This is a genomic window from Nonomuraea sp. NPDC050547, assembly GCF_044457345.1.
Taxonomy (GTDB): Bacteria; Actinomycetota; Actinomycetes; order Streptosporangiales; family Streptosporangiaceae; genus Nonomuraea.
Map to the genome: position 1 here is coordinate 47,098 of NZ_JBITGW010000014.1, position 15,686 is coordinate 62,783.

Genomic DNA, 15,686 nt, shown 5'->3' on the forward strand with positions numbered 1-15,686 from the left:
AATCCGTCAGGCGCGGCGGCGCGCGCGGTAGGCCGCGACGTGCATGCGGTTTCCGCAGGTACGGCTGTCGCAGTAGACCCGCGAGCGGTTGCGGGACTCATCCACGAACACCCGGTCGCAGTCGGGCGCCGAGCAGGTGCGCAGCCGCTCCCACTCGCCCTCGACGAGCAGATGGGCCAGCGCCACCCCGCAGTCGGCGGCCACGTGCTCGGACAGCACGGCATCCTGCGCGAAGTAGTGCATGTGCAGCGGATGTCCGTCGTGCTCGGCCAGCCGGGGCGTGATACGCGTGTCGGCCAGCAGCGAGTTGAGCAGCCGGACCGCGACGGTCTGGTCGGTGGCGAGGAACACCCGGTGGAAGGCCTCCCGCAGCATGCGTACCTGGCCCAGGTCGCGCGGGGTGAGCACGCCGATGCCGCTGACCTGCCGCGACTCGACGAAGGCCTGCAGGTCGCCCAGATCCGCCAGCCCGTCGTCGCCCCCGGTGGAGGGCGAGGTGTTCACAAGCTCGACGACGGTGGCCAGCGAGTGCACCATGTCATGGCCAAACGGCATATTGACTCCTGTCTACGCCTGCTCATAGCGTGGACGAAGCGTATCTCTACAACGGGCGGGCGGGGGTCCTCGGTGAGTGCACATCGCCGTATCGTGCTGATCGCGGTGGTGGGCGCGCTGGTCATCTCCATGTCCGGGCCGCTCGTACGCCTGTCCGGCGTGTCACCGGCCACCTCGGCGTTCTGGCGGCTCGCCTACGCGGTTCCGCCCTTACTCCTGCTGGCCTGGCTGGAGCGACGCCGGCTCGGCCCCCTGCCGGCCAAGGGCCGCTACCTGTCCTGGGCCGCGGGCTTCGTCTTCGCCCTCGACCTGCTGTTCTGGCACACCGCGATCGAGTACGTCGGCGCCGGGCTGGCCACCGTACTCGGCAACCTGCAGGTCTTCCTGGTGGCGTTCGCCGCCTGGGCGATCTTCCGGGAACGCCCCTCCTCCCGGCTCATGATCGGCACCCCGGTGGTGTTCACCGGCGTCGTCCTGATCTCCGGCCTCTTCGACAGCGCCGCCTATGGCGCCGACCCCGGACTCGGTGTCGTGTTCGGCCTCGCCACCTCGGTCGCCTACGCCGCGTACCTGCTGCTGATGAAGGCCGCCGGCCCGCACGCCATGACCCCCCTCGCGCACACCGCCGCGGTCGCCACGCTCTCGGTGGCCGTCCTCAGCCCGCTGTTCGGCGGCGCCGACTTCACACCGGACTGGCCCGCCCACGGCTGGCTGCTCGCCCTCGCCCTGGGGCCCCAGGTCGTCGGCTGGGCGCTCATCACCTGGGCACTCCCCCGCCAGCCGGCCGCCCTCACCGCGCTGCTGCTCCTCATCCAGCCGATGACGACGGTCGCGCTGTCGGCGCTCCTGCTGGACGAACGTCCGTCGCCGTGGCAGCTCGCCGGCTGCGTGGTGATCATCATCGGCGTCCTGTACGGCTCCCGCGGCTCCTCACCCCCGCCACCCGGCCCCCCGCAACCGGCCGAGGCACTCGGCACCTCGTCCCGCCGGACCTGAGGCGCCCGGCACGATCGTCGATCATCCACCACGTGGTGTACCGGCCGAGAATCCGGACGCTATGGTGCGCTTTGCCGCCATTTGATCTCTATCGCATGGAGCGCACGGTGCTGGAGACGAGAGAGCCTGACTGGGCGCATGTGGCCTGGTCGGTGACCAAGGTCCTGGTCGTCACCACGGCGCTGTCCCTGGCCGCATGCGTGGCGGACCGGGCGCTGTGGGTGTTCGTCGAGTTCGGCACCGACCAGACGGCCAGCGTGTACGGCACGGCCGCCCGCATCGCCAATCCCGACAAACGTTTCCTCTACGGCTCAAGCGACGGCTCCGGGCTGCTGGAGAAGACGCACACGCTGCGGGGTGAGCCGCGAAGGGCCGGGCCCAGCGCGGGCCGGACGGAGTACACGATCACGGAGAACGTGTTCGGCTCCGTCAGCGCCCCCCACCTGGACAAGCCGGAGGGGAGACTGGCCGACGCGATCGACTCCGTGGAGCCGGGCCACGACCCGGCCCTCAAGGACGAGGCCAGAGAGATCATCGACGCGCTGCCCCAGACGCTCAAAACCGTCGCCGTCGTGGGGTTCACCCGCGAGATGACCACCACGCAACTCATGGCCTTCAACCGCACGCACAGGATCTGCGGAGGCCCGGACGTCTCCTACATCTACCATCCGTCCTACTACGACGACTCCAGCGAGCCCGACTCCATGAACGCGGTCATCTGGAACCGCAACATGACCCAGGACGCCTACATGCCGGAGGTCCAATACCAGTGCGAGGGGGAGCCCAGCCCGGCGCTGGAGGAGTTCCGCGAATGGGTGGGGCTGCTCGATGAGGGAGACGACCTCTACGCGTTCGAACTGGACCACGAATGGCTCACGACGGCGGCCAAGGAGGGCGTCGTCTACGGACTGCTCCTCGACGGCTGGAAGCTGAGCGACGTCAGGAGGCTTCTCGACGACCCGCAGGTGGACACCATCCACCTCGCCGACGTCGCCCACGACATCAGCGGGACCCGTTAATGGCCGGGAATGCTGATCGGCACCGAGATGTGTTCGTGCGTGATCAGCCACTTGCCGGCTGACCGACGGCAGCACACGGTCGATCGCACCCACACCTCACCTTCGGGACCGCTCTTCCGTGCTCCCGAGTCCAGGTGCAGCATGTGCGCGAACGCCACGTCCCCGCTCACCGCGACGTTCAGCTCGTGCGTTTCCAGGCCGATCGGACCGTCGTAGCTGTCGAACCACCGCACGAAATTGCGGCGGACGTCATCGGTGCCCGCGAACTGGAGCGGCGGTACGACGTCGTAATAGACGATGCCGTCGGCGTAGTGCGACATGAGCCGGTCGATGTCCTTTTTCTGGGCGGCGTCGACGCGGCCTTCCAGAAACGTCCTGAACTCGGATTCGCTCGAAGTCATCTCATTCTCCGTTCAACAACGTGCTGTCGGTAATCCGACGACGCAGCTCTCCGGAACGTCAGGCCGGCGCCGGTAGTTCGACCGATGCGGCCCGATCGTCCGCGCTTCTAGCGTTCAGGTGAGCCACAGAACGGAGAACCCACGATGGGACAGCTAATCGTCCACAACTCCATCAGCGCCAACGGGGCCTTCGAGGCGCCCTCGCCCGAGGACTGGCTGGTGCTCGACGACGACAGCGCCAACGCCTCACTGGAGCAGTTGACGCTGGCCGACGCGATGGTCCTCGGCCGCAAGACCTACGAAGGGCTGGCCGCCGCCTGGCCGCACCTGACCGGCCATCCGGCGATGGGGCGCTTCGCCGGCCGTATCAACGCCATGCCGAAGTACGTCGCGTCGCGCACGCTGACCGGGCCGCTGGAGTGGAACGCCGCCCTGATCGAGGGTGAGCTCGGCCAGGCTGTGCCCGAGCTGAAGAAGGCGCACGGCGGCAACCTGATCGTCTCCGGCGCCGGCGAGTTCGCGCACGCCCTCACCCGGCAGGGGCTGGTCGACGAGTTCTGGATCTGGATCCACCCGGCCCTGTGGGCGACGGGCCCGCGCTTCTTCGACGGTGTCGGCCCCGTCCGCCTGCAGCTGGTGGCGGCGACGCCGTACCGGTCGGGCGTCGTGTGGCTGCGCTACCGGACCGCGAGCGGCTGAACCCACGACCTGCCCGCCTTCGTGGCCATCCCGCTCACGTGCGCGGTGTGGCGTGTGGCCCCCAACGGCCGCCCCCTGGTGTGCCGTAGAACCACTGGGCCCTCGGGATGCGGCCTCCACGTCTGTCCGGCCTTGCCGTCGGCAGGTCATGGGCCCACGACAGTCACCGCGGCTGCTGTTCCGCGATGACCGCCCAGTCGTCGGCCCCGCGGCCGTCGGCGACGGCCTGATCGAAGACGGTTCGCAGGAGTTCTCCGACCGGGAGCGGAATGTCGTGGTCGTGCGCCGCGTCGAGCGCGAGGTGGAGGTCCTTGCGGCCCAGCACGGTAGTGAATCCGGGCGGCTGGTAGCGCCGTTCGCCGCACGGTCATCGGATTCGGCACCGGTGGATCATCGCAACCCACGGCAGGCGGCCGACGCGATCAGGGCCACGGTGGACCAGATCGCCACCCGACGCCGGGCAGCGAAGCCGCCACCGCCGAAGTACGGCAGTCGATGTCTTCCACCACGGCCTGGCCGATCTTGTTGCCGCGCTGCGAAGCCGAAGCTCAGAGGTCGAACTCGTGCTTGCCCGCCCCGTCCAGGAACGCCGCCCACTCACCGTCGGTGAAGATGAGCGCGGGGCCTTCGGGGTCCTTGCTATCGCGGACTGCGACGATTCCAGGGAGATGGGTGGCGACTTCCACGCATTGCCCGTTGTCGCCGCTGGCAGTGGCCTTTCTCCATGCGGCGTTGTCGAGGTTCACCCGGTCCGTTTCTCATCGCATCCTCTAATGCCTGAGACGTGACGCCTTCGGTTGCGTGTCCGCTCTGATGCTGTCACATCTGCCGGTGGGGGTTGGTGCGCGATCCGGCGGATGCTGATGCCCCTTCCGAACGGACTGTCGAACGTTCGATGCGGCGCAACCCTGGAAGAGCTCAAAAGCCACCTGGAGTCCGAGGCCCGTCTTCAAGCGATTCCACGGCCGCGGAAGTTCCGGGGTGTGGCTTGAAGCCAACCCGGCGAACCTGGGCGTCAGCCCCATGAGAAAAGCGCGCGGAGCGGAGCGGAGCACCTTTGGCCAGGGTGGGATCCAACTGCTCAACCACTTGGCTGGGCAACGGGCGGGCCTCAAGAGGGCGGTCCGAGCGCAGCGAGGCCCTCCAGGGGTCGGGGCCGGCCCCGACCGGAAGAACGCGCGGAGCGAAGCGGAGCTCCTTGCTTTTCAGGCCGAGCACCCAGCGCAGGTCCCGAACACCTCGACGGTGTGGGTGATCTCGGTGAAGCCGTGTTCGCTGCCCACCGCCTCAGCCCACCGCTCCACCGCGGGCCCGGCCACCTCGACCGTCCGCCCGCACCGCCGGCACACCAGGTGGTGGTGATGGTCGTCGGTGGCGCAGGCCCGGTACACGGACTCGCCGTCGTCCGTACGCAACACGTCGACCTTGCCCCCGTCGGCCAAGGCCTGAAGCGCGCGGTAAACAGTAGTGAGGCCGATCTTGGCCCCATCCTGCCGCATCTCGGCGTAGACGTCCTGCGCGCTGCGGAACCCCGCGCTGCGGCGCAGCGTGTCGTGGACGGCATCGCGTCTGGTCGTCATGTGGTCTCCTGTGGTCGGCCTCGCCGTACGAACTTACCGACCCCGAGGGCCAGCACGAAGCCGGCGAGCGCGAGTAGGACGATCGAGGCTCCCGGCGGCACCTTGGGCGAGACCGTGGACACGAGCAGACCGCCGACCGCCGCCATCATCCCGAACACCGTCGCCAGCCCCATCGTCGCCTTGAATCCCCTGGTCAGCTGCTGGCTCGTGGCGACCGGGATCACCATGAGCGCGCTGACGAGCAGCAGCCCCACCACCCGCATGGCGATGACCACGGTCAGTGCCGCGGTCACGGCGATCAGCAGGCTGAGGAATCGCACCGGCAGCCCGCTCGCCTTCGCCACCTCCTCATCCTGGCAGAGCACGAACAACTCTCTCCCGAAGAACCCCACGACCGCCAGCACCGCGACGGCGAGCCCGCCGATGATCCAGATGTCCTGGCGGGTGACGCTGGCGATCGCGCCGAACAGGAAGGAGTTGAGTTTGGCGTTGCTGCCGCCGGGCGCGATGGCCATGAGCATGACGCCGCCGGCGATGCCGCCGTAGAACAGCAGCGCGAGGGCGACGTCGCCGCTGGTACGCCCGCGCGCCCGTACCAGCTCGATGGCGATGGCTCCGGCGACGGAGACGAGCACGGCGGTGAGCACCGGCGCCGTGTCGGTCAGGAATCCGAGGGCGACGCCGGTCAGCGCCACGTGGCCGATGCCGTCGCCGAGCAGGGCGAGGCGGCGCTGCACGATGAACGTGCCGACGGCGGGCGCGCACAGGCCCACCAGCAGGGCGGCGATGAGGGCGAGCTGGAAGAACTCCCTCTGGAGAAGGTCGCTCACGGTGCACTGCCAATCGGTCGGGGGTGGCTACGGTTTGACGCGGAGGTCGGTCAGCGGGCCGGTGACGGTTTCCTCGGCGTGCGGGTGGACGTGCTCGTGTCCGGGTTTGGCGCATTCTCCTTCCGGCTGCGGCGGCCGTCCGTCGTGCTCGATGAGCCCGGCGCGTACCACGACGCCGCGTGAGATGACGGGTTCGAGCGGGCCGAGCTCGTGGGCGACGAGCACGACGGTGCGTCCTTCGCGGACGAGCGTGGCGAGCGTCCCGGCCAGCAGCTTCTGGCTGTCGGCGTCGACGCCGGCGGTGGGCTCGTCCATGACGAACGTGTCCGGCTCGCCGGCCAGCGCCCGCGCGATGAGCACCCGCTGCTGCTGCCCGCCGGACAACGACTGCACGGGGTCGCCGGCCCGCTCGGACAAGTCGACCGCCGCGAGCGCGCGCGCCACCGCCGCGTGGTCTTCCTTGCTGGTACGGCGGAGCCTGCTCTGCCTGGCGATGCGCCCGGAGGCGACGATCTCCCTGACGGTGGCGGGCACGCCGCCGCCGACGGCCAGGCGCTGGGGCACGTAGCCGATGCGCCGCCAGTCGCGGAATCTGCCGGGCGGCACGCCGTACAGGAGAGTCTGCCCGCCCGACAGCGGCGTGAGGCCGAGCAGGGCGCGCACCAGCGTCGACTTGCCGGAGCCGTTGGCGCCCATGATGGCGACGACCTCACCGGGGCACACGGTGAGGTCGACGCCGCGCAGGATGGGGCGGCGGTCGAGGGTGACCTGGCCGCCGGTCATCTGGAAGACGGTGTTCACGCGCAGCCCAGGGCGGTCTGGAGTGTCTTGAGGTTCTGCCGCATCTGGGAGAGGTAGTCGCCGTTGCCCGGCTTGCCCTCCAGCGGGTCGAGTACCGCGGTCTTGGCGTGGACCTCCTGGGCCAGTACCTCGGCGACCTTCGGGCTGACCAGGGCCTCGGTGAAGATGGTGGTCACCTTTTCGGCGTTGGCGAGCTTGGCGACCTCGGCGATGCGGGCGGGCGACGGCTCGGTCTCGGGGTCGAGGGTGATGCCGATCTGCTTGAGCTTGTAGCGGTCGGCGAGGTAGCCGAACGCCTCGTGGCTGGTCACCATGGTCTTGGTGGTGCAGTTGGTCAGGCCCTTGGTCATCTCCTGGTCGAGCGCGGTGAGGTCGGCGGCCGTCTTGGCGGCGCGGTCCTTGTACGCCTGTGCGTGCGCCGGATCGGCCTGGGCCATGCGCTCGCCCAGCTTCCCTGCGACGGCGGCGAACCTGGACGGGTCCAGCCACAGGTGCGGGTCGTAGGAGACCTCGTGCTCGTGCGCCTCTTCTTCCCCGGCGTGCTCGGGGGCGGGCAGTGTCTTCACGGCGGTCGCCGCGTCGAAGGCGCGCTCGCCCTGCTGCGCGAGCGCGTCGTCCACGGCCGGCTGGACGCCTTTGATGTAGACGGACAGGGTGGCGTCCTCCAGGTCGGCGATCTGCTGGGCGCCGAGTTCGAGGTCGTGCGGCTCGACGCCGGGGGCGGTGAGCACGGACACGTCGATGTCAGCGCCGCCGACGCGCTCGGCCAGCCACTGCAGCGGGTAGAAGGCCGTGACCACGCGGGGCTTGTCGCCGGCGGCGGCGGGGGCGGCGGCGCCCGAACCGCAGGCGGCGGTGGCGAGGAGTCCGGCACCCGCGAGCAAACCCACAGCGCGCACCCGGAAATGTCCTGACATCATGGGAGTCATTATGCGGCAAAATGAAAATGGTTGTCAAAATCAGGTGTGATCTCCGCACGGCGGTTCGAAGGTCAGACCCGGGAAGTAGTGCTGCCACTCGGCGGCGGTGATCCGCGGCGTCGCCAGCGCGCACAGCCGCCGCGCGACACGTTCCGGATCCATGTCCCACAACCTGGCCGTGCTGTCGCTGCTGCCGGTGACCAGGGTCGCGCCGCCGGGGCCGAAGGCGACGGAGTTCACCCGGTCGGTGTGGCCCGCCAGCGGCACCGGCGGGCCGGGGCTGCGGGGGCGCGTGATGTCCCAGACGCGGGCCGTACCGTCGAAGCCCGCCGTGACGAGCGTGCGGCCGTCGGGACTGAAGGCGAGCCCGTTGACGCTGTTGCTGTGTCCCGTCAGGACCGACAGCGGCCGCGGGCCGCGCGGGTCGGACAGGTCCCAGAGGCGGGCGGTGTGGTCGTAGCCCGCGCTGGCCAGCACATCGCCGGAGGGGGCGAACGCGACGGCGGCCACGCTGTTGGCGTGCGCGCTGATCGTCGACAGCGCGACCGGGCGGCGCGGATCGGACAGCTCCCACAGCCGCACCGTACGGTCGGCGCCCGCGCTGGCCAGCACGCGTCCGTCGGACCTGAAGGCCAAACCGAGCACCCGATCGGTGTGCGCGCGCAGGACGCGGGTCTCGACCGGCTCGCGCGGGTCGGACAGGTCCCACACGCGCACGACGCCGCCGTCCTCGCCCACCGCCAGAACCCGGGCGTCGGGCCGCAGCGCCAGCGTGAACGTGTTGGCCGGCGCGCTCACCATGCCCAGCCGCACCGGGCGGCGGGGGTCGCGCACGTCCCACACGCGGGCGGTGCGGTCGAGGGAGACGGTGACCAGCCGGGCGCCGTCGGGGGTGAAGGCGGCGGTCAGGACGTTGTCGGTGTGCTCCTTCAGCGTCGCCAGCGGCGCGGGACGGCCGGGGTCGGACAGGTCCCACAGGTGCGCGCGGCGGTAGCTGTTGGCCACGAGCAGGCGCCCACGCGCGCCGGGCACCGCCGAGTGGATCGGGCCGCTGTGGCCGTACAGGACCGGGCCCCTGACCTCCCACAGCCGGGCCGTGGTGTCGCGGCCGCCGCTGGCCAGCGTGCGGCCGTCGGGACTGAAGGCGACCGCGTAGACGGTGTCGGTGTGCCCGGTCAGCGTGAGGGGCACGGCGGCGAAGCGGGGCTCGGCGATGTCCCACAGGCGCACGGTGAGGTCGTAGCTGCCCGTCGCGACGGTACGCCCGTCGGGACTGAAAGCCACCGCGACGATGCCGTTGACGTGCCCGGAGAGGGCCGCCAGCGCGACCGGTCGCGCGGGGTCGCGCACGTCCCACAGCCGCAGCGTGTTGTCGAAGCCCCCGGTCGCCAGCGTGCGGCCGTCCGGGCTGTAGGCGGCGGCCAGCACCCGGTCGGTGTGCCGGACCTCGGCCATCCGCCGCGGCTCGCGCGGGTCGGCGACGTCCCACAGGCGCACGGTCGAGTCGCCGCTGGTGGTGGCGAGCGTACGCCCGCCGGGGGCGAACACCGCCGCCGAGACGCCGTCGCCGTGCCCGCCCAGCACCGACAGCCGCTCGGCCCGAGCCGGCGTCGTGACGTCCCAGAGCCGGACGGTGCGGTCGGCGCCCGCCGAGGCCAGCGTCCGCCCGTCCGGGCTGAACGCCACCCGCCGGATCTCGCCTTCGTGCCCCCGGAGCGTGGCCGCGGCGGCCGGGCGGGCGGGGTCGGCGAGATCCCACAGCCGCGCGGTGCCATCCTGCCCCGCGGTGGCCAGCAGCCGCCCGTCGCCGCGGATCGCCGCCCCGAGCAGGCCGCCCGAGCCCGGCAGCACGGCCAGCGGGCGTGGCGCGTGCCGCGCGCCGACGTCCCACAACCGGACCGTGCCGTCCGTGCCGGTGGTGGCGAGCAGCCGCCCGTCCGGGGTGAACTCGGCCGCGTAGACCGCCCCGGTGTGCCCGGTGATGCGCGTCGAGTACGGCGTCGCGAACGTGCTGAGCAACGCCCCCCGGGCCTCCGCCGTGGGCGCCAGCCGGTAGGCGGCCAGGCCGATCTGCGCGGCCAGCGCCGGGTTGGTGCCGCGCAGCGCGACCGCCTCGTTGGCGGCCTTGCCGGACAACGCCTGGTTGCGCTGGTCGCTGACGGTCTCCACGCTGCGTACGCTGACCACGGTCGCCACCACGGTGAGCAGCAGCATCGCCGCCAGCCCCGCGACCAGTTGGTAGAGCCGCCGGGTCCTGCGGCGGGCGGCGGCCAGCTCACCGGCCTCGCGGGCGGCCGAGGCGTCCAGGAACGCGCGGTCCTCCTGCTGGATCGTGGCCAGCTCGCGGGCGGCGGCCAGCCGGGCGCCCCGGTAGAGGAGCGCGGGGTCGCGGTGTTCGCGTTCCCAGGCGGCCGCCGCGTCGGCGAGCTGCCGGCGGATCACCAGCCCGGCCCGGTCCTCCTCCAGCCACTGCCGCAGCAGCGGCCAGGCCGTCAGCAGCGCCTCGTGGCTGATCTCCACCGAGTCGGTGTCGGCGGTGATCAGCCGTTGCGCCACGAACCGGTCGAGCACCTCCTCGGGTAACCGCTCGGTGGCCACCCGCCGCCGCGTGTCGGCGGTGTCGGCGGCCACGTGCACCAGATCGACGAACAGCCGCCTGGCCAGCTCCTGCTGCGGCCCGCTGAGCGAGGTGTAGACCTGGGTGGCGCTGGCCGCGACCGCGCCCTCGATGCCGCCCACCGCCCGGTAGTCGGCGATGGTCAGACGGCGTCCGCCGCCCTGCCGCCAGGTGGCGTACAGGGCGTGCGACAGCAGCGGCAGCACCCCGGCCTCGTGGGCGCCCGCGCGCGGGGCGACCTCGCTCAGCAGGAGGTCGACCAGCCCCTCCCCCAGCTCCACGCGGGCCTTGCGCGCCGGTTCGACGATGGCCTCGCGTAGTTCTGCCTCGCTCATCGGGCCCACCGCGAACTGGCCGTCCCTGGCCGCGGCCAGCAGCGGCGGGTGGCGCAGGGCGTGGGCGTAGAAGTCGGCGCGCAGGCCCAGGACGACCGTCGCGCCGTCGCTCGCCGCCTCGGCCAGCTCGGCGATGAGCGCCTGGCCGGGCGAGCTCGTGGTGAAGACCTCCTCGAACTGGTCCACGACCACGAGCCCGGACAGCTCACCGGGCGGGCGCGTGCCGGGCGTGAACAGCAGCGCGGGCCGCTCGCCCAGCGCGGGGATGAGCCCGGCGCGCAGCAGCGAGGACTTGCCCGAGCCCGACGCGCCGACCACCAGGTGAAGGCCGTGGCCGCGGGTGACGCGCTCCACCAGCTCCTCGGTCAGCGCCCGGCGGCCGAAGAACCACTCGGCGTCCTCGACCTGGAATCCGGCCAGCCCGCGGTACGGTTCCGGTCCGGCCGGCCTGGGGCCGGGGGCGCGGCGTACCCGCCGCCAGGCTTCCACCCAGCGCTCCAGCTCGGCGACGTCGTCGACCCCGCACGCCCGCAGGACGCGGTCGAGCAGGTCGCGCGAGCCCGTCGCGGGCAGTCCGCGGCCGGCGAACCAGTCGCCGACCGTGCTGTGCGCGCCGTGCACCCCCGTCGCCGCGGCGACCTGGCGGACGGTGAGGCCGGCGCGCTCGCGCAACGCGGTCAGCTCGCGGGCGAAGTCCTGGCGGGTGTGGATCAGGTCGATCGCGTGCGAGCTGCCGGACATTCGAGTCTCGATTCGACACGTGGCGACGGCTGGTCACCGCGATGGTACGTGTCAGCCGGACTTCGGCCGCCAGCCGGGCGGGGGATCCTCGCCGACCCGCCCGTCGATGGACTCACGGAGCAGATCGGCGTGCCCGGTGTGCCTGCCGTACTCCTCGATGAGGTCGCAGACCAGCCTGCGCACACTGGCGTGGTTGCCGTCGGGGTCGCTGATGTGCGCGAGCTGGTCGAGGCCCCCGTCGGCCAGGGCCGCCCCGAGCCGCGTGCGGGAGCGTTCCACCGCGCCGTCCCACAGGGCGTAGAGCTGCTCGGGGGTGTGGCCGGTGGTGGCGAACTGCCATTCGTCGCCGCTCCGGTCGATGGTGTCCCACGGCGGGCCGACCGGCTCGCCTCTCATCTTGGCCGTGAACATGTGGTCCTCCACGAGGGCCAGATGCTTGAGCAGACCGCCGATGGTCAGGTCGGAGGCGCCGATCCGGGTCCGCAACTGCCCCGCGTCGAGGTCGTCGGCCTTCCACCGGAACGTCGCGCGCAGCCGGTCGAGCGCGCCGATCAGGTGCTCGGTCTCGGTGCCGGCGAGGGGTGGCTCCCAAGGGGTGTCGCTGTCGCTCATGGCCGACACCGTAGCCGCCGCCTCCGACAGTCTCGGCACAATGAGGTCATGCGATTTCCCGATGGCTTCGTGTGGGGCGTCTCCTCGTCGGCCTATCAGATCGAGGGCGCGGCGGCCGAGGACGGCAGGGGGCCGTCGATCTGGGACACCTTCTCCCACGCTCCCGGCCGGATCGCCGACGGGAGCACCGGCGACGAGGCGTGCGACCACTACCACCGCCACGCCGAGGACGTCGGGCTGATGAAGGGGCTCGGGGTGCGGGCGTACCGGTTCTCGGTGAGCTGGTCCAGGGTGCTGCCCGACGGGGCGGGAAAGGTCAACGCGGCCGGGCTCGACTTCTACGAACGGCTGACCGACGACCTGCTCGGCCAGGGAATCGCCCCGTACGCCACCCTCTACCACTGGGACCTGCCCCAGGCGCTGGAGGACCGGGGCGGCTGGCCGAGCCGCGACACCGCCGAACGGTTCGCCGACTACGCGGCGGTCGTGCACGAGAGGCTGGGTGACCGGGTCGACACCTGGTTCACGATCAACGAGCCGTGGGTGGCGTCCTTCCTCGGCTACGCGGCCGGCACGCACGCCCCGGGGCGGCGCTCGGCGGCCGAGGCGTTCAGGAGCGCGCACCACATGCTGCTGGCCCACGGGCTGGGCGCAGGGGCGCTGCGGGAGGCGGGCGCGCGGCGGATCGGCGTGGCGCTCAACCTGTCGCCCGTGCTCACGCCTGGCCAGCTCGGCGACCAGGACCAGGAGCTGACGCCCGAGGACGCCGGGGCGGTGTCCAGGATCGACGCGCTGCTCAACCGCCAGTTCCTGGACCCGATGCTGCGCGGCTCATATCCGCCGGAGCTGCTGGAGGTGGTGGAGCGGCACGCCGGGCTCGATCATGTGCGCGACGGCGACCTCGATCTCATCGCGCGGCCGATCGACGTGCTCGGCGTCAACTATTACGCGCCGCACGTCGTCCAGGCGCAGCCCAGCCGGCCGGGCGAGCCCGCCTTCCCCGGCAGCGAGGGCGTGCTGTTCGCCGCCACGCCCGGCCCCGCCACGGCGATGGGCTGGCCGATCGTGCCGAGCGGGCTGACCGTCCTGCTGCGCAGGCTGGCCGCCGACCATCCCGGGCTCGACCTCATGGTCACCGAGAACGGCGCGGACTTCGGCGACGGCGAGCGCGACGCCGAGCGGGTCGCGTTCATCGAGGCGCACGTGCGCGCCGCCCACGCCGCGATCTCCGACGGGGTACGGCTGCGCGGCTTCCTCGCCTGGACGCTGATGGACAACTTCGAGTGGGCCGACGGCTACCGGCGCAAGTTCGGCCTGGTCCACGTCGACTTCGCCACCCAGCGGCGCGCCGAGAGGGACAGCGCGCGCTGGTTCCGCGAGGTGATCGCGCGCAACGGCCTGCCCGCCGCGCCCCGGCCGACGCTGGAGACGGTGGCGGCGCGCGCCGGAGTCTCCAGGGCGACGGTCTCGCGCGTGGTGAACGGCGAGGCGTCCGTCCGCCCGGAGGTCAGGGCCAGGGTCCAGGCGGCGGTCGAGGAGCTCGGCTACGTGCCGAACCAGGCGGCCCGCAGCCTGGTCACGCGGCGCACCGGCACGGTGGCGCTGGTGCTGTCCGGGCCGCGCCACGACAACGCCGCCCTGGTCTCGGCGGTCGTCCAGTACGTGACCAGCGTCCTGGAGGCGAGCGGCCGCCAGGTGCGGCTCATGCTGGCCGACTCCGAGCAGAGCCACCGCCGTGTCCTGGCGCAGGCGGAGGGACGGCACGTGGACGGCATGATCCTGCTGCCGCCCGACCGTCAGGACCCGCTGGCGGAGCGGCTGGCCGAGACGGAGGTGCCGCTGGTGCTGCTCGGCGGTCCCCTGGTGGCCGCCGAGCGCGCGGGCGGCGGCCCCGTCGTGGCCGCCGACGACGCGGGCGGCGGCGCCGCGGTGGCCCGCCACCTGCGCGAGCTCGGCCGCTCCCGCCCCGCCGTCCTGACCGGTCCCGGCGCGGCGGCCGGTGAGCGGGTGCGCGGCTTCCTGGAGGTGTTCCCGAGGGCGGAGGTCTCCGACGACGCCGGGCGCCTGCTCACCGGACAACCCGAGGCGGCGCGCACCGAGGCGGTGCGCACCCACACGGTGCGCCCCGACGCGGTCTTCGCCGTGACCGACGCGCTGGCGCTGGAGGTGCTCGGGATCGCGCGGGAGGCGGGCCTGCGGGTTCCCGAGGACCTCGCGGTGGCCGGGTTCGGGGACGGCGAGGCCGGGCGGCACACGCTGCCTGCGCTCACCACGGTCGCCGTCCCGGTGACCGAGCTGGCGCTGGCCCTCGCCAGGTCGCTGCTGTCCGCGCTGGACGGGCAGCCCGTCGCGCCGAGCGTCCTGCCCGTCCACCTGGAGGTCAGGGGGAGCACGGTCAGCGGCGGGCGATGATGCGCTCGGCCCAGCTGGCCGCCTCCGGGTCCTTCAGCCCCTCCACCACGCCGCCCAGGTAGGCCGTGGCCAGGCTGTGGAAGCCGTTGTCGAGCTGGCGAACGCGTCCGGCCCGCCGCCGGTCGGCGCCCTGGAGGTGCTGGCCGATGCTCTCGGCGTACCCGGCGTCGTGCTGGTAGGCGGCCTGGGCCCGCGCGCAGGCCGCGGCGTCGTGGTCGCGCTTGGCACGCAGTTCGCGCAGCCGCCGGTCGTTCGGGTTGTGCATGCGGCGGCCGAGGTCGGCGGCGATGAGCGCGGTGGCGATCAGCAGCGCGAGCAGCAGCACCATCGTGGGCAGCTCGCCGACGCCCTGGGAGGTGGGGCCGATCTCCTGGCCGTCCACGACCAGCGGCTTGACCAGGGCGTCGCGGCGCAGGACGGCCACGGCGACGATCAGGCCGAGCCACACCAGCGCCACCGCGGACAGCAGCCAGCGTCCGCGGGCCGGGCTGCCGTTCTCCTGCCAGGCGCGGAACGCCCTGCCGTACATGTGCGGCGCGACCAGCATGATCAAGGCGGCGCCGGTGGCGAGCAGGGCGGTCATGGCGACGCTGTCACCCCAGCTCAGGATGACCTGGTAGAGGATGGGCACCTCGACGATCAGCAGGAGCAGCAGCAGGAGCGCGCCGGGCAGCCAGCGCCGGATCGCCGGCCAGCGGCTGCCGGACAGCGCGATCGAGCTGGGCCGCCCGTCGCCGGGGCGCCTGCTGGGCTGCTCCAGCTCGGCGACGTGGCGCTGGGAGTCGTCGAGCGCCTTGCGCAGGTCGGAGAAGGTGCGCTGCGACTCGGCCAGCCTGATCTTCTGCGCCTCGAACTCGGCCTTGGCCTGCTGCGTCTCGCGCTCGGCGCACTCCTCGACGCGGGCCAGCTCGGCCAGCCGTTCGTCCTCCAGCTCGTGGAAGCGCGGGACGCTGCCGGTCTCCAGCGTGAGCGTGTCGATCTGCCCTTCGGCGGCGTGGCCGCGGCCCAGCTCGCGTTCCTCGGCGCGGCGGCGCCGCCAGTCGGGCAGGTGGTACAGGTCCCCGTCATAGGCGATCGCGGGGGTGATCCGTGCGACCTGCGCGGGCTCGTCGGGAAGGTCCTTGTGCCGTTTGCGTAAACGCATCGCCCCTCCAGCTTCTGCTTCGAT

At 72.3% G+C, this 15,686-nt stretch carries 14 protein-coding genes and 1 pseudogene; 4 read left to right on the plus strand and 11 right to left on the minus strand.

Annotated features, from left to right (window positions below; all coding sequences use genetic code 11):
- Positions 1-6: 6 nt before the first annotated feature.
- Positions 7-555 (minus strand): CGNR zinc finger domain-containing protein, encoded by a 549-nt coding sequence (locus ACIBHY_RS31965; RefSeq protein WP_397248736.1) that lies wholly within the window; start codon positions 553-555, stop codon positions 7-9.
- Between the two features lie 72 nt (positions 556-627).
- Between ACIBHY_RS31965 and ACIBHY_RS31970 the strand changes: the two genes are divergently transcribed.
- Positions 628-1,551: a DMT family transporter gene (locus tag ACIBHY_RS31970; protein ID WP_397308648.1), complete on the plus strand. Its 924-nt coding sequence runs from the start codon at positions 628-630 to the stop codon at positions 1,549-1,551.
- A 95-nt stretch (positions 1,552-1,646) separates the two neighbouring features.
- The gene (locus ACIBHY_RS31975) at positions 1,647-2,570 is read left to right on the plus strand and encodes a hypothetical protein (RefSeq protein ID WP_397308649.1); all 924 of its coding nucleotides are present in this window, start codon (positions 1,647-1,649) and stop codon (positions 2,568-2,570) included.
- Here ACIBHY_RS31975 and ACIBHY_RS31980 read toward each other — a convergent pair.
- Positions 2,567-2,971 carry a YybH family protein gene (locus ACIBHY_RS31980; RefSeq protein ID WP_397248730.1) on the minus strand — a complete coding sequence of 135 codons (405 nt, stop codon included), beginning with the start codon at positions 2,969-2,971 and terminating at the stop codon, positions 2,567-2,569. The two genes, ACIBHY_RS31975 and ACIBHY_RS31980, sit on opposite strands and share 4 nt — an antisense overlap.
- Positions 2,972-3,115: 144 nt before the next feature.
- On the opposite strand from ACIBHY_RS31980, the gene ACIBHY_RS31985 reads away from it, so the two are divergent.
- Positions 3,116-3,670, plus strand: a complete 555-nt coding sequence (locus ACIBHY_RS31985; protein ID WP_397248728.1) for a dihydrofolate reductase family protein — start codon at positions 3,116-3,118, stop codon at positions 3,668-3,670.
- Between the two features lie 163 nt (positions 3,671-3,833).
- On the opposite strand, the pseudogene ACIBHY_RS31990 reads toward ACIBHY_RS31985, so the two are convergent.
- The 8 genes and pseudogenes from ACIBHY_RS31990 to ACIBHY_RS32025 form a co-directional block, all read right to left on the minus strand.
- Positions 3,834-4,010: pseudogene (locus tag ACIBHY_RS31990) on the minus strand (NAD-binding protein); the annotation flags it as partial.
- Positions 4,011-4,218: 208 nt separating this feature from the next.
- Positions 4,219-4,416, minus strand: a complete 198-nt coding sequence (locus ACIBHY_RS31995; RefSeq protein WP_397308650.1) for a DUF397 domain-containing protein — start codon at positions 4,414-4,416, stop codon at positions 4,219-4,221.
- Between the two features lie 459 nt (positions 4,417-4,875).
- Positions 4,876-5,250, minus strand: coding sequence for a Fur family transcriptional regulator (locus ACIBHY_RS32000; protein WP_397248724.1), 375 nt, complete (start codon positions 5,248-5,250; stop codon positions 4,876-4,878).
- Complete coding sequence (locus tag ACIBHY_RS32005) at positions 5,247-6,080, minus strand: metal ABC transporter permease (protein ID WP_397308651.1); 834 nt, start codon at positions 6,078-6,080, stop codon at positions 5,247-5,249. The genes ACIBHY_RS32000 and ACIBHY_RS32005 overlap by 4 nt, the downstream gene beginning before the upstream one ends.
- A 27-nt stretch (positions 6,081-6,107) precedes the next feature.
- The gene (locus tag ACIBHY_RS32010; protein WP_397249143.1) at positions 6,108-6,863 is read right to left on the minus strand and encodes a metal ABC transporter ATP-binding protein; all 756 of its coding nucleotides are present in this window, start codon (positions 6,861-6,863) and stop codon (positions 6,108-6,110) included.
- A gap of 14 nt (positions 6,864-6,877) precedes the next feature.
- On the minus strand, positions 6,878-7,801 hold the full coding sequence (locus ACIBHY_RS32015; RefSeq protein ID WP_397248720.1) for a metal ABC transporter substrate-binding protein: 924 nt from the start codon (positions 7,799-7,801) through the stop codon (positions 6,878-6,880).
- A 39-nt stretch (positions 7,802-7,840) separates the two neighbouring features.
- A complete protein-coding gene (locus ACIBHY_RS32020) occupies positions 7,841-11,494 on the minus strand; it encodes a helix-turn-helix domain-containing protein (protein ID WP_397308652.1) in 3,654 nt (1,217 codons plus the stop codon).
- Positions 11,495-11,545: 51 nt separating this feature from the next.
- Positions 11,546-12,106 (minus strand): DinB family protein, encoded by a 561-nt coding sequence (locus ACIBHY_RS32025; protein ID WP_397308653.1) that lies wholly within the window; start codon positions 12,104-12,106, stop codon positions 11,546-11,548.
- A gap of 48 nt (positions 12,107-12,154) precedes the next feature.
- On the opposite strand from ACIBHY_RS32025, the gene ACIBHY_RS32030 reads away from it, so the two are divergent.
- On the plus strand, positions 12,155-14,518 hold the full coding sequence (locus ACIBHY_RS32030) for a GH1 family beta-glucosidase (RefSeq protein WP_397308654.1): 2,364 nt from the start codon (positions 12,155-12,157) through the stop codon (positions 14,516-14,518).
- Here ACIBHY_RS32030 and ACIBHY_RS32035 read toward each other — a convergent pair.
- Positions 14,502-15,662, minus strand: a complete 1,161-nt coding sequence (locus tag ACIBHY_RS32035; protein ID WP_397248712.1) for a hypothetical protein — start codon at positions 15,660-15,662, stop codon at positions 14,502-14,504. The two genes, ACIBHY_RS32030 and ACIBHY_RS32035, sit on opposite strands and share 17 nt — an antisense overlap.
- Positions 15,663-15,686: the final 24 nt, after the last annotated feature.